Annotated in this window: 19 protein-coding genes; 11 read left to right on the top strand and 8 right to left on the bottom strand. The window is 69.2% G+C overall.

Features of this window, described 5'->3' with window-relative positions:
* Window positions 1-57: 57 nt before the first annotated feature.
* On the bottom strand, window positions 58-1,839 hold the full coding sequence (gene aspS, locus MIAR_RS10220) for an aspartate--tRNA ligase (RefSeq protein WP_285635050.1): 1,782 nt from the start codon (window positions 1,837-1,839) through the stop codon (window positions 58-60).
* A 101-nt stretch (window positions 1,840-1,940) separates the two neighbouring features.
* On the opposite strand from aspS, the gene MIAR_RS10215 reads away from it, so the two are divergent.
* On the top strand, window positions 1,941-2,564 hold the full coding sequence (locus MIAR_RS10215; protein ID WP_285635047.1) for a histidine phosphatase family protein: 624 nt from the start codon (window positions 1,941-1,943) through the stop codon (window positions 2,562-2,564).
* Between the two features lie 4 nt (window positions 2,565-2,568).
* Here the strand turns inward: MIAR_RS10215 and MIAR_RS10210 are convergent, their stop codons facing one another.
* Complete coding sequence (locus MIAR_RS10210; protein ID WP_285635044.1) at window positions 2,569-3,459, bottom strand: NAD(P)/FAD-dependent oxidoreductase; 891 nt, start codon at window positions 3,457-3,459, stop codon at window positions 2,569-2,571.
* Between the two features lie 57 nt (window positions 3,460-3,516).
* Between MIAR_RS10210 and MIAR_RS10205 the strand changes: the two genes are divergently transcribed.
* The 6 genes from MIAR_RS10205 to MIAR_RS10180 are packed head-to-tail and all read left to right on the top strand — an operon-like array spanning window position 3,517 to window position 8,517.
* Window positions 3,517-3,957 carry a MerR family transcriptional regulator gene (locus MIAR_RS10205; protein WP_285635041.1) on the top strand — a complete coding sequence of 147 codons (441 nt, stop codon included), beginning with the start codon at window positions 3,517-3,519 and terminating at the stop codon, window positions 3,955-3,957.
* 45 nt (window positions 3,958-4,002) lie between these two features.
* Window positions 4,003-4,623: a TlpA family protein disulfide reductase gene (locus MIAR_RS10200; protein WP_285635038.1), complete on the top strand. Its 621-nt coding sequence runs from the start codon at window positions 4,003-4,005 to the stop codon at window positions 4,621-4,623.
* The gene (locus MIAR_RS10195) at window positions 4,620-5,393 is read left to right on the top strand and encodes a cytochrome c biogenesis CcdA family protein (RefSeq protein WP_285635035.1); all 774 of its coding nucleotides are present in this window, start codon (window positions 4,620-4,622) and stop codon (window positions 5,391-5,393) included. Before MIAR_RS10200 ends, MIAR_RS10195 begins: the two co-directional genes overlap by 4 nt.
* Window positions 5,374-7,131 carry a cytochrome c biogenesis protein ResB gene (gene resB, locus MIAR_RS10190; RefSeq protein ID WP_425561574.1) on the top strand — a complete coding sequence of 586 codons (1,758 nt, stop codon included), beginning with the start codon at window positions 5,374-5,376 and terminating at the stop codon, window positions 7,129-7,131. Before MIAR_RS10195 ends, resB begins: the two co-directional genes overlap by 20 nt.
* A gap of 1 nt (window position 7,132) precedes the next feature.
* The gene (gene ccsB / locus MIAR_RS10185; RefSeq protein WP_285635034.1) at window positions 7,133-8,095 is read left to right on the top strand and encodes a c-type cytochrome biogenesis protein CcsB; all 963 of its coding nucleotides are present in this window, start codon (window positions 7,133-7,135) and stop codon (window positions 8,093-8,095) included.
* A 38-nt stretch (window positions 8,096-8,133) separates the two neighbouring features.
* Window positions 8,134-8,517 carry a phage holin family protein gene (locus tag MIAR_RS10180; RefSeq protein ID WP_285635031.1) on the top strand — a complete coding sequence of 128 codons (384 nt, stop codon included), beginning with the start codon at window positions 8,134-8,136 and terminating at the stop codon, window positions 8,515-8,517.
* A gap of 10 nt (window positions 8,518-8,527) precedes the next feature.
* Here the strand turns inward: MIAR_RS10180 and MIAR_RS10175 are convergent, their stop codons facing one another.
* Window positions 8,528-10,093 carry an SLC13 family permease gene (locus tag MIAR_RS10175; RefSeq protein ID WP_285635029.1) on the bottom strand — a complete coding sequence of 522 codons (1,566 nt, stop codon included), beginning with the start codon at window positions 10,091-10,093 and terminating at the stop codon, window positions 8,528-8,530.
* 168 nt (window positions 10,094-10,261) lie between these two features.
* Between MIAR_RS10175 and MIAR_RS10170 the strand changes: the two genes are divergently transcribed.
* Together MIAR_RS10170 and MIAR_RS10165 are read left to right on the top strand one after the other, a co-directional pair.
* Window positions 10,262-11,917, top strand: a complete 1,656-nt coding sequence (locus MIAR_RS10170; RefSeq protein ID WP_285635027.1) for an AbgT family transporter — start codon at window positions 10,262-10,264, stop codon at window positions 11,915-11,917.
* A 50-nt stretch (window positions 11,918-11,967) separates the two neighbouring features.
* Window positions 11,968-13,482, top strand: coding sequence for a leucyl aminopeptidase family protein (locus tag MIAR_RS10165; RefSeq protein ID WP_285635025.1), 1,515 nt, complete (start codon window positions 11,968-11,970; stop codon window positions 13,480-13,482).
* On the opposite strand, the gene MIAR_RS10160 is transcribed toward MIAR_RS10165, so the two are convergent.
* The 3 genes from MIAR_RS10160 to MIAR_RS10150 form a co-directional block, all read right to left on the bottom strand.
* A complete protein-coding gene (locus tag MIAR_RS10160; RefSeq protein ID WP_285635023.1) occupies window positions 13,469-14,080 on the bottom strand; it encodes a 2'-5' RNA ligase family protein in 612 nt (203 codons plus the stop codon). The two genes, MIAR_RS10165 and MIAR_RS10160, sit on opposite strands and share 14 nt — an antisense overlap.
* A gap of 148 nt (window positions 14,081-14,228) precedes the next feature.
* Window positions 14,229-16,205, bottom strand: coding sequence for a YhgE/Pip domain-containing protein (locus tag MIAR_RS10155; RefSeq protein WP_285635021.1), 1,977 nt, complete (start codon window positions 16,203-16,205; stop codon window positions 14,229-14,231).
* Entirely contained in the window at window positions 16,202-19,048 is a 2,847-nt protein-coding gene (locus tag MIAR_RS10150) for an MMPL family transporter (protein ID WP_285635017.1), read from the bottom strand. Before MIAR_RS10150 ends, MIAR_RS10155 begins: the two co-directional genes overlap by 4 nt.
* A 139-nt stretch (window positions 19,049-19,187) precedes the next feature.
* On the opposite strand from MIAR_RS10150, the gene MIAR_RS10145 reads away from it, so the two are divergent.
* A complete protein-coding gene (locus MIAR_RS10145; RefSeq protein ID WP_285635015.1) occupies window positions 19,188-19,805 on the top strand; it encodes a TetR/AcrR family transcriptional regulator in 618 nt (205 codons plus the stop codon).
* A 4-nt stretch (window positions 19,806-19,809) separates the two neighbouring features.
* Here MIAR_RS10145 and MIAR_RS10140 read toward each other — a convergent pair whose 3' ends face one another.
* Both MIAR_RS10140 and MIAR_RS10135 read right to left on the bottom strand, forming a co-directional pair.
* Window positions 19,810-20,784, bottom strand: coding sequence for an o-succinylbenzoate synthase (locus tag MIAR_RS10140; protein WP_285635012.1), 975 nt, complete (start codon window positions 20,782-20,784; stop codon window positions 19,810-19,812).
* Between the two features lie 21 nt (window positions 20,785-20,805).
* A complete protein-coding gene (locus MIAR_RS10135; protein WP_285635009.1) occupies window positions 20,806-21,825 on the bottom strand; it encodes a GNAT family N-acetyltransferase in 1,020 nt (339 codons plus the stop codon).
* Between the two features lie 84 nt (window positions 21,826-21,909).
* Between MIAR_RS10135 and MIAR_RS10130 the strand changes: the two genes are divergently transcribed.
* Window positions 21,910-22,245, top strand: a complete 336-nt coding sequence (locus MIAR_RS10130; RefSeq protein WP_285635006.1) for a PadR family transcriptional regulator — start codon at window positions 21,910-21,912, stop codon at window positions 22,243-22,245.
* Window position 22,246: the final 1 nt, after the last annotated feature.

Below are 22,246 nucleotides of genomic sequence, written 5' to 3'. Positions count from 1 at the left end.
CGTGAATCAACAGGGGCGAGGTCGCTGAGCAGGGGCGGCGATGGAGGATGCTGAGGACTACGCCTCCTCGTCCTCCGGGACGAAGTCGACGCCGGCCTCGGCACGCTGCTCCGGGGAGATCGTGCCGGGGGCCTCGGTGAGCGGGTCGAAGCCGTTGCCGGACTTCGGGAACGCGATCACCTCGCGGATCGATTCGGTCTTGGTCAGGTGCTGCATGACGCGGTCCATGCCCAGCGCGATCCCGCCGTGCGGGGGAGCGCCGAACTTGAAGGCGTCCAGCAGGAAGCCGAACTTCTCGTCGGCCTGCTCCTCGCTGATGCCCATCACCTTGAAGACGCGCTTCTGGATGTCCTCGCGGTGGATGCGGATCGAGCCGCCGCCCAGCTCGGAGCCGTTGCAGACGATGTCGTACGCGTAGGCCAGGGCGGATGCCGGGTCGGTGTCGAACGTGTCCTCGAACTCCGGCTTCGGGCCCGTGAAGGCGTGGTGCACGGCGGTCCAGGCGCCGGAGCCGACGGCCACGTCGCCGGAGGCGATGGCGTCACCGGCCGGCTCGAACATGGGGGCGTCGACGACCCACGTGAACGCGAACTCGTTCGGGTCGAGCAGCTCCAGGCGGCGGCCGATCTCCACACGTGCCGCGCCGAGCAGGGCACGGCTCGCCTTGGTCTCGCCCGCGGCGAAGAAGGCGCAGTCACCGGGCTTCGCACCCACGAGCTCGGCGAGCCCGGCCTGCTCGGCCTCGGAGAGGTTCTTGGCGACGGGGCCGCCCAGGGTGCCGTCCTCGTTGAAGAGCACGTACGCCAGGCCGCGAGCGCCGCGCTGCTTGGCCCAGTCCTGCCATGCATCCAGCGTCTTGCGGGGCTGCGAGGCGCCGCCGGGCATGAGCACCGCGCCGACGTACTCGGACTGGAACACCCGGAACGGGGTGTCCTTGAAGTAGTCGGTGGCCTCGACGAGCTCCAGGCCGAACCGCAGGTCGGGCTTGTCGGAGCCGTACTTCGCCATGGCGTCGGCGTAGGTCATCCGGGGGAGCGGCGTCTGCACGTCGACGTCGATGGTCTTCCACATCGCGACGATGAGGGACTCCATCATCTCGATGACGTCCTCCTGGTCGACGAAGCTCATCTCGATGTCGAGCTGCGTGAACTCCGGCTGGCGGTCGGCGCGGAAGTCCTCGTCGCGGTAGCAGCGCGCGATCTGGTAGTACTTCTCGATGCCGCCCACCATGAGCAGCTGTTTGAACAGCTGCGGCGACTGCGGCAGCGCGTACCAGCTGCCCGGGTGCAGGCGGGCCGGCACCAGGAAGTCGCGGGCGCCCTCGGGGGTCGACCGCGTCAGCGTGGGGGTCTCGACCTCGACGAACTCACGCTTGTGGAGCTCGTCGCGGATCGCCTTGTAGACGTCCGAGCGCAGGCGCATGGCGGCGGCGGGTGCCGGGCGGCGCAGGTCGAGGTAGCGGTGCTTCAGACGCACCTCCTCGCCGATCGGGTCGGTCTCGGCCAGTCCGCTGGAGACCTGAAAGGGCAGCGGCGCCGACTCGTTCAGCACCACCACGTCGGTCGCGATGAGCTCGATCTCGCCGGTGGGGAGGTTCGGGTTCTCGTTGCCGGCAGGACGGCGGGAGACCTCGCCGGTCACCTGCAACACGAACTCGCTGCGGAGCGGGTGTGCGACCTCCTCGTCACGGATGACGACCTGCGCGATGCCCGAGGCATCCCGGAGATCGATGAACGCGACGCCTCCGTGATCGCGGCGACGATCGACCCAGCCCGTGAGGGTGACGGTCTGACCGATGTGCTCGGCTCGCAGCGAGCCTGCCGTGTGTGTGCGAAGCACGGAGGATTCCTTCTGATCGGGGAAAGAGGGACCGCACCAGTCTACGTGGGGCTCCTCATGCGGGCAGACGGGCGCGAGGCGTCCCGCGATACGGTGGGTGCGTGACGGCATCCCGACTCCACCTCGTCCGCCACGGCGAAGTGCACAACCCTGCGCGGGTGCTGTACGGCCGGCTGCCGGACTACCACCTCAGCGACGCCGGCCGCGCGATGGCGCGTGCCGCCGCCGAGCACGTGCAGCAGCTCGGACGCCCGGTCGCCGAGCTGCGCTGCTCGCCGCTGGAGCGCACGCAGGAGTCGGCGGCGCCCTTCACCGAGCTGTTCGACCTGACGCCGACGCTCGACGATCGGATCATCGAGCCGACCAACGTGTTCGAGGGCAGGCGGATGTCGCGCGCGCTGCGCGACCCGCGCAACTGGTGGCACCTGCGCCGGCCCTCCGTGCCGAGCTGGGGGGAGCCGTACCGTTCGGTCGCGGATCGGATGCTGGCGGCGATGGACGAGCGGTGGGATGCCGCGGATGACGGGGACGTCGTCTTCGTCTCCCATCAGGCGCCGATCTGGATCACGCACCTCGCGGTCGCCGGTCTCCCGCTGCGCCACGACCCCCGCACACGCCGCTGCGCGCTGTCGAGCGTCACGAGCTTCGAGCGCGTCGGCGACGTGTGGCGGGAGATCGACTACGCCGAGCCGGCGGCATCCGGGATCGACCTCGGCGCGGTGTGAGCGCTCAGCCGGCCAGCTCCTGCACGACGGATGCCGCGGCGAGCTGACCCGCGGCGGCCGCCGCGAGCACGGACGCCATGGCGCCGGGGAGGCTCGCCCGGTGCGCGATGTCACCGGCCGCCCAGACGCCGGGACGGGACGTCCTGCCGAAGTCATCGATCTCGATCGCTCCGCTGGGCAGCACCGTGAGACCCAGCTGCGCGGCGAACGGCGCGCGCTGACGCGCAGGCCCCGTGGCCACGAAGAGCCCCGCCACGTCGACCGTGTCGCCCGCGGTCACGCGCACGCCGTCACCGTGCTCGGCGACCGCTGAGGCGCGCCCCGGGTGGATGATCGTCCCAGCCTCCCGGAGCGACCGGCGCTGCTCGTCCTCCAGTGCGTCGCCGTCGAACACCACGATGTCCGCGACGATCGGACGCAGCAGGCGGACCAGATGCTCGAAGCGCGCGCTCTCTCCGACCAGCCCGATCCTGCGGCCCGCGAACTCATGGCCGTCGCAGAACGGGCAGCTGAAGGCGCGCAGTCCCCACAGGGGAGCCAGGCCCTCGATGTCCGGCAGCTCGTCGACCATGCCTGTGGCGAGCAGCAGCCGGGAGGCGCTCTCGGCCCGTCCATCCGAGAAGGTCACGAGGAACCCGCCGTCGACCGCGTCCACCCGATCGACGGTGGCCTCGAGCGCCTCGACGGTGGCATACCCGTCGAGCTGCTCCCGTGCCACCCGGCGGAAGTCGGCCGGCGGCGTGCCGTCATTGGCGATGACGTTGTGCATGTGGCGCACGGTGCCGTTGCGGTAGTCGCCCGAATCGACGAGCAGTGCGGTGCGGTGCATGCGTCCGAGGGTCAGGGCGGCCTGCAGGCCGGCGGGGCCCGCACCGATGATGATGACGTCGCGCATGGTGATCCTCCTGGGGGTCGGGTTGCTTTCCCCGCCAGTCTGTGACTTCATGTCAACATGAAGTCAAGTCCCGATCGTCCGTGGTCCGTCGGCGAGGTCGCCGAGCGGTTCGACCTGCCCACGAATGTGCTGCGGCACTGGGAATCGGTCGGTCTGCTCTCGCCGGGCCGGGACGGCGCAGGTCGGCGCCGTTATGGGCCCGATGACGTGGTGCGCGTGGCCGTCGTGCTGCGCAGCAAGGCGGCGGGAATGAGCCTGGACCAGATCGCGCATCTGCTCGAACGCGACATGTCCGGACGGCACGAGGTGCTGCAGGCCCATCTGGACGATCTCGACCGCCGCATGGCCGAGATGCGGCACTCGAAGGCGATGACGGAGCACGCGCTGCGATGCTCGGCGCACGACATCTCGACGTGTCCGCGCTTCCGTGCGGAGCTCGCCGATGTGCTGGTCGGCTTCGATCCCGCGATCGGCGCGAATGCGCCCGCGGGCGTATAGCACCGTTCCAGAGCACCCATAGGAAACGCGCGTACGATTCCCAGCGTGTCCTCGCCTGCTCGATCCCGCCGCGATGTTCTGCGCATCGGCGCTGGGGCCCTCGCCGGCGCGCTCGCCGTGGGCCTGAGCGCCTGCGCTCCCGACCCCGCGACCGACGCGTTCCTGAACGGCAAGGAGAAGGCGTACACGGCCGACGACCTCCGCGTCGTCGAGATCCCCGCCGACAAGCGCGGTGAGCCCGTCGTCTTCGGCGGCACCACCGAGTCGGGCGAGAAGTTCTCCAGCTCCGACAGCCTCGGTGAGGTGATCGTCGTGAACTTCTGGTACGCCACCTGCGGCCCGTGCCGCGTGGAGGCCAAGGACCTCGAGGCTGTGTGGCAGAAGCACAGGGGTGACGGCGTCGTGTTCATGGGCGTGAACATCTACGACCAGGCCGCCACCGCCAAGGCGTTCGCCGAGAAGTACGGCGTCACCTATCCGAGCCTGCTGGACGCCGACAGCGGTCAGGCCAAGCTCGCGTTCGCCAAGGTCGCGCCCATCCAGGCGCCTCCGACCACGCTCGTGCTCGACCGCAAGGGCCGCGTGGCCGCCCGCATCATCGGCCCCATCGACGGCACGTCGATCCTGTCGACCCTGATCGCCGACGCCCTCAAGGAGAAGGCGTGAATCCGGATGCCGTGATCGGCGCCGGCGCCCTCTGGCTGGCGATCCCCCTGGCGCTGCTCGCCGGCCTCGTGTCCTTCCTCTCCCCGTGCATCCTGCCGCTCGTGCCCGGTTACCTCGGGTTCATCGGGGGAGCGGCCGGGGCGTCGACGGCTCAGGGCGGCGCGTCGACGGGCTCGGCGTCCCGGGCATCCGGCCGACGCCGGCTCCTGCTGGGCGTGCTGCTGTTCATCCTCGGCTTCACGATCGTGTTCGTCGCGATCACGGCTCTCAGCGGGACCTTCGGCGCGTTCGTGCTGCAGTGGTCGGACCTGATCACGCGGATCTTCGGCGCCCTGATCATCGTCATGGGGTTCGTGTTCCTGGGCTTCTTCGGCTTCGCGCAGCGCGAGATGCGACTGCACGTGCAGTCCACCACGGGGCTCGTGGGGGCGCCGCTGCTGGGTATCGCGCTGGGCCTGAGCTGGGCTCCGTGCACGGGGCCGACACTCGGTGCGATCGTGGCGCTGTCGTTCAACGCCGGTGACCCGTGGCGCGCCGCCCTGCTCGGCGTCGCGTACTCGCTGGGCCTGGGCATCCCGTTCCTGCTGGTCGCCCTGGGCTTCGGCTGGGCGACCTCGGCGACCGCCTTCATGCGCCGCCACATCCGCACCGTCAACATCATCGGCGGCGGGCTCCTGATCGTGCTGGGCCTGCTCATGGTCACCGGCCTGTGGACCCAGATCATGTCGAACATCGGGGCGGTGATGAGCAGTGTCATCCTCCCCCTCTGAGGGCACTCCGAATCGGAAGACGAAGGGCGGCCAGGACGGCTCGTCCTCGGTGTCCGATCCGCTGCGCCCGGCCGACCACATCGACTCGGCGGATGCCGCAGACGACGGCATCACTCAGCCGAAGCTCGGGTTCGTCGGGTGGCTGCGGTGGGGCTGGCGTCAGCTGACCTCGATGCGCGTCGCGCTGATCCTGCTGCTGTTCCTCGCCATCGGCGCCGTCCCCGGCTCGGTGTTCCCGCAGCGGTCCGCCGACCCGAACGGCGTGCTGAAGTACAAGACCGACAACCCGGATCTGTTCCCGATCCTGGACAAGCTCAGCATGTTCGACGTCTACTCGTCGCCGTGGTTCTCGGCCGTCTACATCCTGCTGTTCATCTCGCTGATCGGCTGCATCATCCCGCGGATCAAGCACCACGCGAAGGCGCTGCGCGCGCTTCCGCCGCGCACTCCGGCTCGGCTCGCGCGGCTGGAGGACCACCGGTCCGTCACGCGCGCCGCGACGGGCACGGCGACCCAGGATGCCGATGCCGCGGCGTCCATCGACGTGGCAGAGAAGCAGCTCAAGGCACTCGGCTACCGCGTCGCGCGGTACGACCGCGGGCGGGTCTGGTCGGTGTCGGCCGAGCGCGGCTACTGGCGCGAGACAGGCAACCTCATCTTCCACATCGCCCTGGTCGGCGTCCTCATCACCGTCGGCGTGGGCGGCGGGTTCGCCTACACCGGTCAGCGCGTCGTCGTCGAGGGCAGGTCCTACGTGAACGCCCTGATCGACTACAACTCGATCAACCGCGGGCGCTTCGTTCCCGACGACGCCTTCGTGCCCTACGCCCTCACGCTGGACTCCTTCGACGTCACGTACGAGGCAGTCGGAGCCCCCGGTGCCGGTCAGGCCGGCAACTTCAAGGCCAACCTCTCGGTGACCGAGCCCGACGGGTCCAAGCGCAAGGCGGCGGTCGAGGTCAACCACCCGCTGAGCGTCGGCGGCGACAACATCTACCTGCTCGGCAACGGCTACGCGCCCAGCATCACGGTGCGCAACGCGCAGGGCATCGAGGTCTTCAGCGGACCTGTCGAGTTCCTGCCGCAGGACAACAACATGACCTCGCTGGGCGTGCTGAAGATCCCGGACGGGATGCCGAAGCAGCTCGGGCTGGTCGGGTTCTTCTACCCGACCGCAGTCAAGCTCCCCAGCGGTGCGTTCACCTCCCTGCGGGGCGATCTGAACATCCCGTTGCTCACGCTCGACGTCTACCAGGGTGACCTGGGCATCGACGGCGGCAACCCGGTCTCGGTCTATCAGCTCGACACCAACGACATGACCAAGCTCAACGGCCGCGGCACGGACGTGAAGTCCATCCAGCTGCAGCCGGGTGAGACCGCGGACCTGCCCGACGGCCTCGGCACGGTCACCTTCGAGAACGAGGCGCCCGCGGGTGCCAAGGACTTCAGCAAGTCCGTCAAGCGCTACGTCTCGCTGCAGATCCACCACGACGACTCGGTCGTCTGGGTGCTCGTCTTCGCCCTGCTCGCGCTGGCCGGGCTCGGCCTCGCGCTGTTCGTCCCGCGCCGTCGCATGTGGGTCAAGGCGACAGCATCCGACGATTCCACCCACCTGGAGTACGCTGGCCTCGCGCGCGGCGAGGATCCGACCCTGGCCGCGGCCGTGGACGATCTCGTCCGCGGGCACGAGCGGCTGCTCGATGCGGCCGCCTCGCGGCACCCCGTGAAGGGAGCATGACATGCCCGATCTCGATTCCATCTCGCGTCTGACGCTGTGGACGGCCATCGCCATCTACGCCCTGGCGTTCATCGCCTATGCGTTCGACCTGGCACGGCGCTCCTCCACGGTGAAGGCCGAGGAGCGGATGCTGGTCATGTCCGACGGCACGGTGTCGCAGGCGCCGGTCGACGGCGACGCGGACGCCCCGGTCGGGAAGCGCTTCGTGATGGCGCGCATCGGCACCTCGCTGATGGTGCTGGGCTGGCTGTTCCACCTCGCGGCCACCCTCACCCGCGGCTTCGCCAACGGCCATGTGCCGTGGGCGAACCTGTACGAGTTCGCGATGACGGGCACGCTGCTGGTCGTGCTCGTGTACCTGGTGATGCTCACCCGCATCGACCTGCGCTACCTGGGCACGTTCATCTCGGGCATCGTGCTGGTGCTGCTGGGCGCGGCATCCGCGTACTTCTATGTCGAGGTGAAGCCGCTGGCCGACCCGCTGAAGTCGGTGTGGCTGGTCATCCACGTCTTCGTGGCGTCGCTCTCGGTCGGAATCTTCGCTCTGGCCTTCGCGCTCTCGGTCATGCAGCTGCTGCAGTCCCGGCGTGAGCGCCGCGTCGCGGAGGGCATCGCGAATGCGGGCCCCGGCTTCCTGCGCACCCTGCCCGACACGGTGCGCCTGGAGAACCTGGCGTACCGTTTCGCCGTCGTGGGCTTCATCTTCTGGACCTTCACGCTGATCGCAGGATCGATCTGGGCGTACTTCGCCTGGAGCAGGTTCTGGGGCTTCGACGTGAAGGAGACCTGGACGTTCATCATCTGGGTGCTCTACGCCGGATACATCCACGCCCGTGCGACGCGCGGCTGGCGCGGCACCCCGTCGGCCTGGCTGTCGATCACCGGCTTCGCCGCCGTGATCTTCAACTTCACGATCGTGAACGTGTACTTCAAGGGCCTGCACGCGTACTCCGGCCTCAGTTGAGCCTGGTCCGGATCGCCGCGCGGCACTAGCCTGACGGCATGATCCGCTTCCTGATCCGCGCGGCGATCTCGCTGGGAACCTCCGCCGTCGCGCTGCTGGTGTGCTTCTGGGTGCTGCCCGACTTCGGCCTCTCCCTGGGTGGCTTCCTCACCGCGGTCATCGTGTTCGCGATAGCGCAGGCGGTGCTCAGCCCGTTCATCTTCAACGTCGCGCGCAAGCACGCCAGCGCGATCCTGGGCGGGATCGGCCTGGTGTCCACTTTCGTCGCACTGCTGATCGCCTCGCTGTTTCCCGGCGGCCTCCATATCTCCGGGGTCGCCACGTGGATACTCTCGACACTGATCGTCTGGATCATCACGGCTCTGGGTACCTGGCTGCTTCCGCTGATCTTCCTCAAGAAGACCGTCACGAAGCGGGGCTGATCGGACACGGTCAGCCGAAGGGCCAGATCAGCGGCACGTAGAACACACCGACCACGAAGAACAGCGCCATGAACGGCAGACCAAATCGGGTGTAGTCGGTGAAGCGATACTGTCCCGGCTCCATCACCATCAGGTTCGCGGGCGTCGCGACCGGGGTGAGCAGGGCCGCTGCCCCGGCGACCGTCAGCCCCATCAGGAACGGGAGAGGTGAGGAATCCATCGCCGTGGCGAGAGCCACCGCGACCGGGACGACGATCAGTACCGTCGCCGTGTTGCTGATCAGCTGACCGAGGATCAGAGTGATCAGGACGATCGCCGCCAGCGCCGCAGTGGGGCCGGCCGTCCCGACGAGATCTCGCAGCGCCCCGGCGATCAGGTCAGCCGCTCCCGTGGTGCGGAACGCCGTCGACATCGGGATCATCCCCGCCACGAGCACGACCGTCGTCCACGAGATCGCCCGGAACGCACGTGACATGCTCACCACCCGCAGCAGGATCAGCGCGCCGGCCGCGAGCAGCCCCGTCACGGCCGCCGGGATCACGCCGGTGACGAGCAGTAGCACCATCAGCCCCGTGACGACCAGCGTGCGCTTTGCTCCATGGCCCAGCGGCACGCTGCGGCGCAGCGAGTCGGGGTGGTCGACGATCAGCACCTCTCGCTCGTCCGCAGTGTGTTTGCTCAGGTCGTCCCAGGTGCCGTTCAGCAGCAATGTGTCACCGGCTCGCAGCGTGGTGCCGGATCCCTCGAGTACATCCTCGCCTCGACGCGCGGCGAGGAGAACCAGGTCACCGCTGGGCGTGCACATGCCGGGGAAGACGTGCATCCCGATCAGTGTGGAGCGCGGGGGGACGACCACCTCCGTCACGCCTCTTGCGGCGTTCAGACGTACATCCTCCGGTGCGAGCGCATACTCCGCCCGGAGCAGATCGGCCAGACGCTGCAGGTCCACAGGGGCCGACGGTGTCGTCCGCCGGGGCAGCATCCGGGGACCCAGCAGCACGATCAGCGCGATAGTTCCGACGACCAGGGGGATCCCGACCAGCGCGAACTCGAGGAAGCCGAAGGGGCGCGCGCCCGCATCCTCCGCTGCCTCGGACACGATGATGTTCACCGGTGTGCCCGTGAGCGCAAGCATCGATCCCGCGTGTGCGGAGTACGCCAGCGGAAGCAGCAATTGGGAGGAGGGGATGCCCGCCCGCGCTGCGACGACGACGACCAGGGGCAGGAACGCGGCCACCGACCCGTTCACGCTGATCAGCGCGGTCACCCCCGCCGTCAGCAGCGAGAGCACGATCACCACCGGAACCCGGCGAGTACCCGCCCGCGCGATCACCTGCTGGCCCGCCCACGCCACGACGCCGGACGATTCCAGGGCCTCACTCACGATGAACAGAGCCGCGATGAAGAGCACGGTGGGGTCGCCGAAGCCCGAGAGGGCATCGCCCAAATCCAGCACACCTGTCAGGTACAGGGCGACCGAGACGCCCACGGCCACCACAGCGAGCGGGATCCGGTTCGTCACGAACGCCACGACCGCGACGGCCAGGATGACGAACACGATGGCGATGGGGTCCATGATGGCCGAGCGTAGCGGGGACGCGTCCGCGGGACCATGGGTTCCGATATCACGGGGACGATTCTGCGGACAGCATTGATTCCGTGGAGGAGCAAGGCCATCATTGAGCCAATTCCACGTCTGCGCATGATGGGGAGACGGCGCACCGATGAAGGGGGCGAGTTCGCCGTGAGTTCCGCATCCGAGGTCGCGCCGCCGGCGCCGCAGAGGGGCTTCCTGAACTGGATCGAGAAGGTCGGCAACAAGGTGCCGGACCCGACGATCATGTTCGTCTACCTGATCGGGATCATCGCGGTGCTCTCCGCGATCCTGTCCTGGATCGGTGTCTCCGTCACTGATGACGTGGTCGTTCCGGTGCCGAAGGACCAGTTCGACGCCGTGAACCAGCACCTCGGTGGTAACTGGACGGTGTACGACACCACCACGGGGCTACCTGCGGAGGTCCCGGACTACATCATTCAGACCAAGGAGTTCGTGATCCGCAACCTGCTCTCGATCGAGGGCATCCGGTTCTTCTTCACGGCCTTCGTCGACAACTTCGCCGGCTTCGGCGTCGTCGCCGTGGTGCTCATCGCCATGGCGGGTGTCGGGGTCGCCGAGCACGCCGGGCTCATGGGGGCGCTGATCCGTCGGGTTGTCAAGGTCGCCCCGCGCCGATGGCTCGCGTTCATCCTCATCTTCGTCGGCGTGCTGTCATCCGTGGCGACCGATGCTGGCTATCTGATCCTGGTGCCGCTCGCCGCCGCCGCCTTCCTGACGGTGGGACGTCACCCGCTGGCGGGGCTGGCCGGTGCGTTCGCGGGTGTCGGAGCGGCGTTCGGCGCCAACCTGCTGATCACTCCGAGTGACAGCATGCTCACCGAGATCACCAATGAGGTGCTCACCTCGGCGGGGATGAAGCCGATCGAGGTGACGCAGAATTTCTACTTCGGCATCGTCTCGTCAATCTTGCTGGCAGTGGTGGCCCTGCTGGTTACGATGTTCATCACCGAGAAGCGGCTCGGGCCCTACGACCGCTCCGAGATGACGATCGCCGACGATGCGGACGGCGTCGACCACGATGCCGAAGCCCGCGGGTTGAAGTTCACCGGCTGGGCCCTTCTGGGCTTCGTGGCGCTGATCGTGCTCCTGACGGCACCTCCAGGAGCGCCGCTGCGCGACCCTGAGACCGGCGCGATCATCGGCACGACGCCGTTCATGGCGAGCCTGGTGTTCCTCATCTCGCTGGCGTTCCTGGTCTGCGGCATCGCCTACGGTGCGGGCGCCCGCACTCTGCGCGGTGGCACCGAGACCGTGCGGGCCGTCGGCAAGACCTTCGGGAGCCTGGGCGGGCTGCTGGTGATGTTCCTGATGATCGCCCAGTTCATCGCACTGTTCAATTGGACCAACCTGCCCACTGTTGCCGCGGTCTCTGCAGCCGAACTGCTGGAGCAGGCCAACGTCCCGGCGATCGTGCTGCTGCTGGCGTTCATCGTGGTGATACTGATATTGGACTTCATCCTGCCGGGGCTGGTGCCCAAGTGGGTGATCTTCGCCCCGGTGTTCATCCCGATCTTCGCCGCACTGGACGTCGCGCCGCAGACGCTGCTCGCCGCCTACCGCGTGGGGGATTCCCCGGTGAACGTGCTCACCCCGTTGATGGTGTATCTGCCCTTCATGGTGACCGTCGCACAGCGGTACAAGAAGGATGCCGGCATCGGCACCATCATCGCGCTGATGATCCCGTACGCGATGTGGATGCTGCTGTCGTGGGTCGCGCTGTATGTGGTGTGGTTCCTGATCGGCATTCCGTGGGGGCCCGCCTCGCCGGTGCAGATCGGCTGACCCGGCTCAGCACAGAACGTCGTATCCGGAGATCGAGAAGGAGAACGCTCATGACCCGCAGCCCGAACAAGCTGATTCCCGCTGACTTCGCGACCGTGCCAGGCCTGGATGCGCTGGACGCCGCGCACGTTCATGTCGGGGAAGCCTGGGATGCGCAGGCGATCGGCATCGGCGTGCCGGTCACCGGCGAGGTGCCCGCCGAACTCGGTTTCGATCGGGAGGCGCTGAAGAATGCCGGGTTCGAGGGTGCCGCCGGGACCACGCTCGTTCTGCCCCGCGCGGACGGTCCAGACTTGATCGCGGTCGGCCTGGGGGAGGCGTCGGAGGTCTCGGTCGCCACCCTGCGTGAGGCCGGCGCTGCGGTGGTGCGTGCCGCGGCATCACGCTCACGCATCGCCCTGCGCGTGGATGCCGGTGTCGTGAACCGCGTGGATGCGATCAGCGCTCTCGTTGAGGGTGCGCTACTCGCGCGGTACAGGTATGTTCCGCTGCTCTCCGACCCGAAGCACGTGCCGCTCGAGGCGCTGACCGTGGATCTCGGGACAGAGACATCCGATCCTGCCGACGACGACGCCGCCGTGCGTGCGGCGCTGGTCACCGCACGTGCCGCAGTCGTGGCCCGCGACCTGGCCAACACTCCGCCTGGCCACCTGACTGCGACCGACATGGGCGAGATTGCCATGTCTCTCGGTCGGCGCTTCGGCTTCGACGTGGAGACCCACGACCGGGATGCGCTGATCGCGATGGGCTGCGGAGGCCTCCTCGGCGTGAATCAAGGCTCCGCTGAGGAGCCGCGCATGATCGTGCTGCGGTACCGGCCGTCTGACGACCCGACCGGTCGACTCGGCCTGATCGGCAAAGGCATCATGTACGACTCGGGTGGCATCAGCCTCAAGCCCAGCGATCCCATGCATCTGCTGATGAAGATGGACATGGGCGGAGCCGCCGCCGTACTCGGCGCGTTCACTGCGCTGCGCGACGCAGGTGCGACCGCCGAGGTGCTCGGCTGGCTGATGTGCACCGACAACATGCCCTCCGGCTCGGCGTACAAGCTCGGCGACGTGCTCACTGCCCGTGGTGGCACCACGATCGAGGTGAAGAATACGGATGCCGAGGGGCGCCTGGCGATGAGCGATGCGTTCGCGCTGGCGAACGAGGAGGATGTCGACGCGATCATCGACATCGCCACGCTCACGGGTGCGGCCCTGATCTCCCTCGGAGCCAAGGTGGCAGCCCTGCTCGGCAATGATGAACGGATGATCGGGCTGCTGAAGGAGTCATCGGCGACGACGGATGAGGCGATCTGGCAGCTGCCTCTGGAGCGCAGGTATCGCACGCAGCTGGACAGCGACATCGCCGACATCTCGAATCTCGGCGGACCCTACGGCGGGACGATCACGGCGGCGCTGTTCCTGGACCACTTCACCGGCGGCACGCCTTGGGCCCATCTCGATATCGCCGGGACCATGCAGACGGATTCTGACGACTCCTGGCGCACCAAGGGTGCCACCGGTTTCGGGGCGCGACTGCTGCTCGATGTGGCTCGGAGGTTCACCCGTCCGTGACCGGAATTCTATTGCCGAGAGCGATCACCTCGCGGTGCTCGGTGGCGTCCCGATAGGTCACCAGCTCGACCTCGGCGACCGTCTCCACCGGCGGCGTCGGGTAGTCGTGACGCGTGTCGGATGCGAGCCGCGCCCAGTCCTCGGCATCCAGCGCCTTCGCGTAGACCGTCGACAGATGGAACGTCCAGTCGTCCAGTGGCAGCTCGCCGATGCGGCGCAGATCGGTGCGGTCGAGCGCATCGGTCAGCGACGCATAGGCGTGCACGAGTGACGGGGTGCGCGCGAGCCTCGCGATGACGATCTGCCAGGGCGCGGGGAAGGAGTCGACGGCTTCGGTGACGATCTCGATCGGATGCTGCTGCGCGGCCCAATCGCCGATGACGGACCGCACCTCGTCGACGCGTTCCGGCTCGTAGAATCCCCGCAGCGTGACGTGCGCGGCACCCGGGTAGCGCACGGTCCCGCCCAGGCGCCTGTGCGCGGCATCGCGGCTCCGATCCCACTCGTGCATGACGGCGCCGGTCGGCCGCAGCACGACGTACTGCTGTCCCTCCAGGTCTCGCAGCTGCCCGGGGTCGGTCATGAAGTCGCGCGCCATGCGACGACGCTACCCGGCAGTGGTTCCGGCGCGCCGTCTCATGTCCTCGAGAACAGGACATACGCCGAGGACAGGAGGATCTCGCGTGACATCGTCCTGTCCTCGGCAATCCTCCTGCTCCGGAAGCGGGGGAGCGGAGGAGCGGATGCTAGGCCGTGGCGAGCACCTGCTTCGCGGAGGTCGTGCGACGCGTCGCCACGGCGAGGGTCGCGGCGCCCAGTGACAGCACCGCCCACACCACGAGACCGGCGAACGCGGCGCCGTTGGGGACGATCAGGCCGCCGAGTGCGGGGGCCGTCGGCATCGCGGCACCGAGACCCGCCAGCCAGGCCGGGATCGTGGAGATGAGGCCGGTGGCCACCGCCAGGACGCCGACCAGAGCGCTGATCCAGCGGCCGATGCCGCCGAGCACGGCGACGAGCGCCTGGTTGACCGCGGCGAACGCGATGCCGGCGAACACGGCGAAACCGGCGAAGCCCCACCAGGTCGCCGCGTCGTAGCCGGCGACGATCTGCACGATCAGCGCCACCAGCACGCCCTGGCCCGCGCCGAGCGCCGCAGCGGGCCAGAACCCGCGCAGCACCATGCCGAACGACGAGCGCCGCGAGGTCAGCGCATTGCCCGGAACGGCGCGCAGCGCGATGAATGAGGCCAGTGCGCCGAACCACAGCACGACCGCCGACAGCAGCGGGATCGCGGTCGGGCCGAACATGTCGCCGGACGCCGAGGCCTTCACCGGGTCGGCGATCACGGAGGCCAGCTTGGTGGACTGCTGCTCGTCGAAGGACGGCAGCGAGGTCGACGCGGTCTTCAGGCCGTCGGCGAGGTCGCTCGATCCGCCGGCCAGGGCACTCACGCCGTCGGCGAGCTTGCCCGCTCCCTCGGCCAGGGCTGTCGCCCCGTCGCCGAGCTGGGTCGCGCCGGACGCCAGGGCACGGGCGCCGGATGCCGACTGCGAGACGCCATCGGCGAGCTGGCCGAGCCCGCCGCCCAGCTGGGAGGCTGCGGTGCCGGCCGTGCGCATCTGCTTGGCGATCTCGGTGGGAGCGGCCTTGTCGAGAGCCTGGAGGCCCGCCGCGGTCCCGGCGGCGGCAGCCTTGGCCTGAGTGGCTCCCTCGGTCAGCTCGGGCATGCCCGCCTGCAGCTCGGTCAGACCTGCGCACACCTTGTCGAGGAGCGGATCCGCGCCCGGCACCCGCAGCCCGCACGCGGTGACCAGGTCGTCGACACCCGACTTCACACCGGCAACGCCGTCCGCCACGCCGGTGGTCGCCTGTGCGGCGCCGTTCGCGCCGTAGAACAGCTCATCGGGCACGATGCCGTTGCGCTCCAGCTGGGCGGCTCCCGCGGTCAGGCCCTGTCCGAGCTGGGACGCGCCGGCTCCGGCCTCGCGCGCCTTGGACGAGATCGTGCCCAGTCCGCCCGCGAGCTTGTCCGCGCCACCGGCGAGACCGTTCGCACCGTCGGCGAGCTTGGTCGCCCCGTCGGGCAGTGCAGCCGCGCCGTCCGCTGCGGATCGTGCGCCGTCGGCGAGCTTGGCCGCGCCGTCGGCGGCCGTCCCGATCTGGTCGCCGATCGTCGTGAAGCCGACCAGCACGTTGCCCACCGTGGCCTCGCTGAGCATCGTGCCCATGGTCGAGGTCGCCACGGATGCGATCTGGTTGGTGATCAGGTCGTCGGCCACGCGGCCGTCGGGAGGCGTGGTGACGGTGATCTTCGCCTGCTGCGGGTCATCCTTCCCCTTCTTCAGGGCGGTGCCCGCCGAGGTCGCATCCGCAGAGAAGGACTTCGGGATCGTCACGACCGCCTGATAGGTGCCGTCGCCGAGCCCCTTCGCTGCGTCCTCCTCGTTGGAGATCACCCAGGTGAGGTTCGAGTCCACGTCGTCCGAGCCCTTCACCAGACCCGAGGCCAGCTGACGCCCGAGCGGGGTGTACTGGCCGTCGATGGTGACCGGCTTGTCGAGGTTGACGACCGCTGCCGTCATGGACTCGAGCCGTTCGGTCGGGTTCTGCAGCGCGGTGACGAGGATGCCGCCGATCAGGGCCGGCAGCAGCAGCACGCCGATCAGGGTCAGCCAGGTGATCGGGCGGCGCGAGCGCGCGCGTTCGATGGGGAGGGTCATGCGGTCACCTCGGTCGTGTCGGAGGAGGAATCGGTCTGCCGAGACCCCGTGCTGCCGTCGACACCCCTACCTGCGGTTGCCTGCAGCTGGGGGTCTGGACGGGAAGTGGGGGTCTCGGCGGGAACAGAGGAGGAGGGGGCGCGCAGGTCGGCGACGGATGCCGCGGTGCGGCCGGCATCCGTCAGCAGCGCCTGCGCGGCGGCCGGGTCCACGGCGGTCGCGAGCACGGCGACGTCGGGGCCCGCATCCCGCAGGCGGGCGGCGAGCTGGTCGCGCTCCGGGGCGGTGAGCCGGTCGACGCCGTCGAGTACGACCAGGCGCGTCCGCCCGCGCAGCGCCTCGGAGACCTGTGCCGCGGCATCCGCCTCGCCGAGCATGACGACGCCGACGCGCGAGCGCACCCAGGCGGCACGGCCCGGCAGCAGGTGGTCGTCGACGCGCAGCCTGCCGGCATCCGGCTTGAGGCGTCCGGCGACCATGAGCGACAGTGCGCGCAGCGTGCGATGCGGGGCGCCCGTGACGATCAGCGCGCCACCGGGCTCGAGCCGCAGGCGGGCGCCGGAGATGTCCGCGGAGGAGAGCGTCAGGTCGTCGGCGGCGACGATGCTGTCGTCGCCCGGCCATGCGGCGAGCGACCGCTCGCGCTCGACGGCCTCGCCTTCGATGTCGACGTGCGGCAGGATGCGCTCCAGCCAGCGCGGGATGCGCCAGGCGCGCTCGCCGAGGATCGCCATCACGGCGGGGATCAGCGTCATGCGCACCAGGAAGGCATCGATCGCGATGCCGGCGGCGAGCCCCAGGGCGATCGGCTTGAGCGAGGAGTCCCCCTCGGGCACGAACGCGACGAACACGGCGAACATGATCAGCGCAGCCGCGGTGACCACTCGCGCGCTGCTCGAGAAGCCGCTGCGCACGGCATTGCGCGCCGCCTCGCGGCGATCCGTGGACGGGTCGTGCACGTAGTCCTCGCGCATCCGCGAGACGAGGAACACCTGGTAGTCCATCGCCAGTCCGAACAGCACACCCATCAGCACGATCGGCATGAAGCTGATGATCGGCCCGGTGCGGGCCACGTGCAGGGCGTCCGCGAACCAGCCCCACTCGAACACCGCCGCGACCACGCCGAATGCGGCGACGATCGAGAGCAGGTAGCCGACCGCGGCCGTGACCGGCACCCAGATCGAGCGGAACACGATCGTCAGCAGGATCAGTGACAGCCCGATCACGAACACCCCGAACGGCAGCAGGGCCGCGCCGAGCTGATCGGAGATGTCGATCGCGACGGCCGTGAAGCCGGTGACCTTCAGGTCGATGCCGAACTCCTTCTGCCACTCGTCGTGGTGGGAGCGCAGCTCGCGCACCAGGTCGGCGGTCTTCGGGTCGTCGGGCGCGGTGGTCGGGATGATCTGCACGATGCCGGTGTCGGCGGTCTCGTTCGGGGTGGCGAGGGCCACCTCCTTCACACCGGGGATCTTCGCGACGGCATCGCCGAGGTCCTTCATCAGGTTCAGCGGGTCGGTCGACGTGACGATCGTGCCGGTGAGGATCAGCGGGCCGTTGAAGCCGGCGCCGAACTCGTCTGCGGTGAGGTCGTAACTGACGCGGGCCTCGGAGCCCTTCGGCAGCACGCCGGCGTTCGGCAGCGCGAGGTTCAGGCTCAGCGCGGGGACCGCCACGACCCCCAGGCCCAGCACCACCGCGACCGTGACGAGGATCGGGCGGCGCGTGACGCCCGTGACCCAGCGCTGCGAGCCCGGACGACGAGTCCTCGGCGCAGCATCCTTCTTCGCCTTGTTCGCCGGGCGCTCGGCGCGGACCCGCCCCGCCACGCGGCCCTTCAGGAAGCCGAGGAAGGCCGGAGTCAGGGTGACCGCGATCGCGACGGCGACGGCGACGGCGACGGCCGCGGCGATGCCCATCGTGGTCAGGAACGGGATGCCGGCGAAGCCGAGGCCGATCAGGGCGATCAGCACCGTGACACCCGCGAAGACGACGGCGGACCCTGCGGTGCCGACCGAGCGCGCGGCGGACTCCTCGGGATCGACGCCCGCGCGCACCTGGTCCTGGTGCCGCGCGACGATGAACAGCGCGTAGTCGATGCCGACCGCGAGCCCGAGCATGAGTGCGAGCAGGGGAGTGGTGGAGGAGACGGTGGCGAACGCGGTCGCTGCGAAGATGCCGGCCATCGAGATGCCCACGCCGAGGATCGCGGTCAGCAGCGGGAGCCCTGCGACCACGAACGAGCGGAACGTGACGATCAGCACGAGCAGTGCGATCACCAGTCCGACCGCCTCGGTGAGGGTGATGGTGGGGATGGCCATGGCGAACAGGTCGCCGCCGAGTGCGACCTGCGACCCCTTCGGCAGCTCGGGTCCGAGCGCGTTCACGGTGTCCTGCAGGGCGGTCCTGACGCCCGCCGGGATGTTGCTGGACTGCCCCTCCAACTGGATGCGCACGATCGCGGCGGAGTGCTCGGCGTTGATCATGCCGGTGACCGTCTCGTCGTACGGGGATGAGACGGCGAGCACCCGGTCGTCGACGTCCTTCAGCTTCGAGATCGTGTGCTCGATGTCGTCCTTGTACGGCGCATCGCGGATGTCGTCGCCGGGCGCGGCCACGACGATGAACTGCGCGTTCGTGCCGCTGACCTGCGGGAAGGTGCGCTCGAGCTGCTGCAGGCCCGCCTGCGATTCCGTGCCGGGGATCGAGAAGGTGTTGTCGGTTCCCGAACCGAGCACGAGGGCACCGCCGCCGGCGATGCCGAGCACGAGGAGCCAGCTGACGAGCACGCGCCAGGGGTGCCGGTACGACCAGCGACCCAGCGACGACAGGAGAGTGGACACGCGACCTCCGCACGAGTTCGATACACGGGTGTATTCAATACGTAGATGTATCGTAAGTCAGGAGCGAGGCCGGATGCTGTGCGCGGGATGTGAACATCCGGCGGCCGTCTCGTGAAAGAGTTGGTCCCCAGGAGGAGTGATGTCGACACCCGTCACACGGAGCCGCGAGAACACGCGAGCCCGTCTGCTGGAGGCCGCCGCCCAGGTGTTCGCCGAGATCGGGCTCGAGGGCGCCACGGTCGAGGCGGTCTGCGAGCGCGCCGGCTTCACGCGCGGTGCGTTCTACTCCAACTTCGAGTCCAAGGACGAGCTGTTCCTGACCCTTGCGGCATCCGTCGGCGAGGTGCGGCTGGGTGCGGTGCGTGAGCGGGTCAGTGTGCTGGTCGGTGCGGACGCCCTCGGTGACTGCGATCCCGTCGATCTCGTGCAGCAGATCATGGACTCCGGCGCGGATGATCGGGTGGGCGTGATGCTGATGAGCGAGATCCGCATCCGTGCGCTGCGGGATCCGGACTTCGGGACCGCCTATCTGGCGCAGGAGCGCGAGATGGTGCGCAGCATCGCTGCGATCATCCAGGAGATCGTCGACACCGGCAAGTTCGGCCTGCGCATCGATGCCGAGGAGGCTGCGCGCCTGCTCATGGTCGTGTGGGAGGGGATGACCGTGCGCGGCGCGATGGGCGGAGACGACTCCGACCGACTGCGCCGTGTCGGCAGCGAGGCTCTCGGCCGGATGGTGGAGCTCATGCGGGCGTGAACGCTCAGGCGTTCAGGAGGGCGTGGCATCGCTCCAGTCGGGCCAGCCACCATGCGCGCCGGTCGGACGTCGCCTCCAGGCGTGCCAGCGCGGCAGCATCCGGGGTGACCCGCGCGGCCGAGATGGAGCCTGCGACCGGGCGCGCATCGGCCACATCATCGGCGAAGAGCGAGGCTGTGCCGAGCCCGCAGTCGTAGTCCAGCTCGGGGAGGGATGCCGCGAGAGCAGCGCCCTGTGCGAGACCGACGGCGGTGTCGAGTGCGCTGGAGACCACCGCGGGAAGCCCCGCTTCGGCGACGATCGACAGCGCGCGGCTGATGCCCCCGAGTGGCTGCGCCTTGATGACGATCAGGTCGGCCGCCTTCGCCTGGGCGACGGCGAGCGGGTCGGCGGCCTTGCGCACGCTCTCGTCGGCGGCGATCGGGATGCCCATGTGTTTGACCCGGTAGCGCAGCTCGGCGAGCTCGTCGACGGTGGCGCAGGGCTGCTCGGCGTATTCCAGGTCGCAGTCGCCGAGTGCGTGGATCGCATGCTCCGCCTCGTCGACGTTCCAGCCCCCGTTGGCGTCGATGCGGATGCGACCCTCGGGGCCCATCAGCTCGCGCACCGCGCGCACCCGCGCGACGTCGTCGGCCAGCTCCTGGCCGCGCTCGGCGACCTTGACCTTGGCGGTGCGGCATCCGTCGAACCGGGCGAGCACGTCGGCGACGCGCGCGGCGTCCACTGCAGGGACCGTGGCGTTCACCGGGATGCGGTCGCGCAGGGGAGCGGGCTGCGCCTCCCACGCGAAGTCGATGGCCGCCCGCAGCCAGGTCGCCGCCTCGGCATCCTCGTACTCGACGAACGGCGAGAATTCCGCCCAGCCCTGCGGTCCCTCGAACAGCAGCGCCTCGCGCACGTCGACACCGCGGAACCGGGTGTTCATCGGCACGGCGATCACACGGGCGGTGGCGAGGATGTCGGCGAGCGGCGGCGTCATGCGTCCATCATGCCCGGTGCCTCAGCTCAGGCGCTTCTGCAGCTCCGCCATCCGCCCCGTCGGCTCGAATCCCAGGATCTTGTTGACGGCCAGCATGTGCTCATTCGACTCGGCGTTGAACGTGTGGATGCACGGGATGCGGGCGCCATGGCGCTGCATCCGCCGCAGGTTCTCCAGCTTGATGCGCAGCCCGAGCCGGTGACCGCGGTCCTCGCGACGCACCAGCGTGCCCCACTGGTAGGCGTTGCCGTCGTCGGCCGAGTGGACCAGCTGCGTGTAGGCCGCGATGCGGCCGTCGGGTGCCAGTGCGACGGTGCCGAACGAGGTGCGGTGCTGCTGCGCCATCATCCGCTCGTGGGCGCGGAAGTCCTCGACCTCCGACGACGGCGCCTCCAGGTCGAGATCGCCCATCGGGGCCTCGACGTCGAGCAGCGCGTCCAGGGCGGCCCACTCTGCGACCAGGTCCTCCGGCACCGGGCCGGTCCAGCTGCGGATCATGTAGCCGTCGGCCGGTGCCCCGTCCAGGAGCTGGTCGATCACCGCATCCGCGACCGGCAGTGCGAGCCGGTTCTGGAAGTCGCCGAGGGCGATCTCGTACCCGTGCCGACGGGCGAACTCGCGCCCGGGCCGGCCGGTGCCGTCGGCGGGAGCGGACGCCGGCCACGCCGTCTCGCCGCGGAGCACCCGGCGATCGGCGGCCACGGCCTCGGCCTCGATATGCGCGAGCAGTGCCGAGCCGATGCCGCGGCGACGGAACTGCGGCGGCACGGTGACGTTGATCATCCCGGAGTGAAGGTTGTCCTTGAGTCCCAGCGCGAGCGAGCCCGAGCCGACGACGGCGCCGTCGAGCACGGCCAGATAGGCGCGGCGGTCGGTCGTGGCGGAGTCCTGCTGCAACTCGGTGCGGCTCTCCTCGAGCGACCAGAGCAGAGCGTTCTCGCCCATCTCCTCGCGTCGTGCACTCGCGTACGCCTCCCACCAGGAGTCGACGTCGGCGGTGTGGAACGGATCGACCCGGCGGATCTCGAGAGCGGCTGCCATGCTCCCAGCCTACGAGGCCGTCACGTCCCGGATATAACGATGGGTGATTGACAATAGTGTGCGACACACAATATAGTTCCAGACATGAACGACAGTGAGTTCGACGGACATCTGCAGGAGCTGCGACGCGGCACGGTCGTGCTGGCCAGCCTGCAGCTGCTGCGGACCCCCGGTTACGGATACGGGCTGCTCGAGCAGCTGGCATCCGCCGGGTTCCCCACCGACGCCAACACCCTGTATCCGCTGCTGCGCAGGCTCGAGAAGCAGGGGTACCTCGACAGCGAGTGGAACACCGACGAGGCCAGGCCCCGCAAGTTCTACCGCACCTCGGCATCCGGCATCCGCCTCGCCGACACCCTGACCCAGGAGGTCGCCGCCATCGCGAGCGCGACCGCCGCGCTCCGTGAAGAGGAGAACTGAC

The sequence above is a fragment of the Microbacterium arabinogalactanolyticum genome, assembly GCF_030268005.1.
GTDB classification, from domain to species: Bacteria; Actinomycetota; Actinomycetes; order Actinomycetales; family Microbacteriaceae; genus Microbacterium; species Microbacterium arabinogalactanolyticum.
The sequence above is the reverse complement of the archived record's forward strand: the minus strand, read 5'-3'. Positions and strand labels throughout refer to the sequence as shown.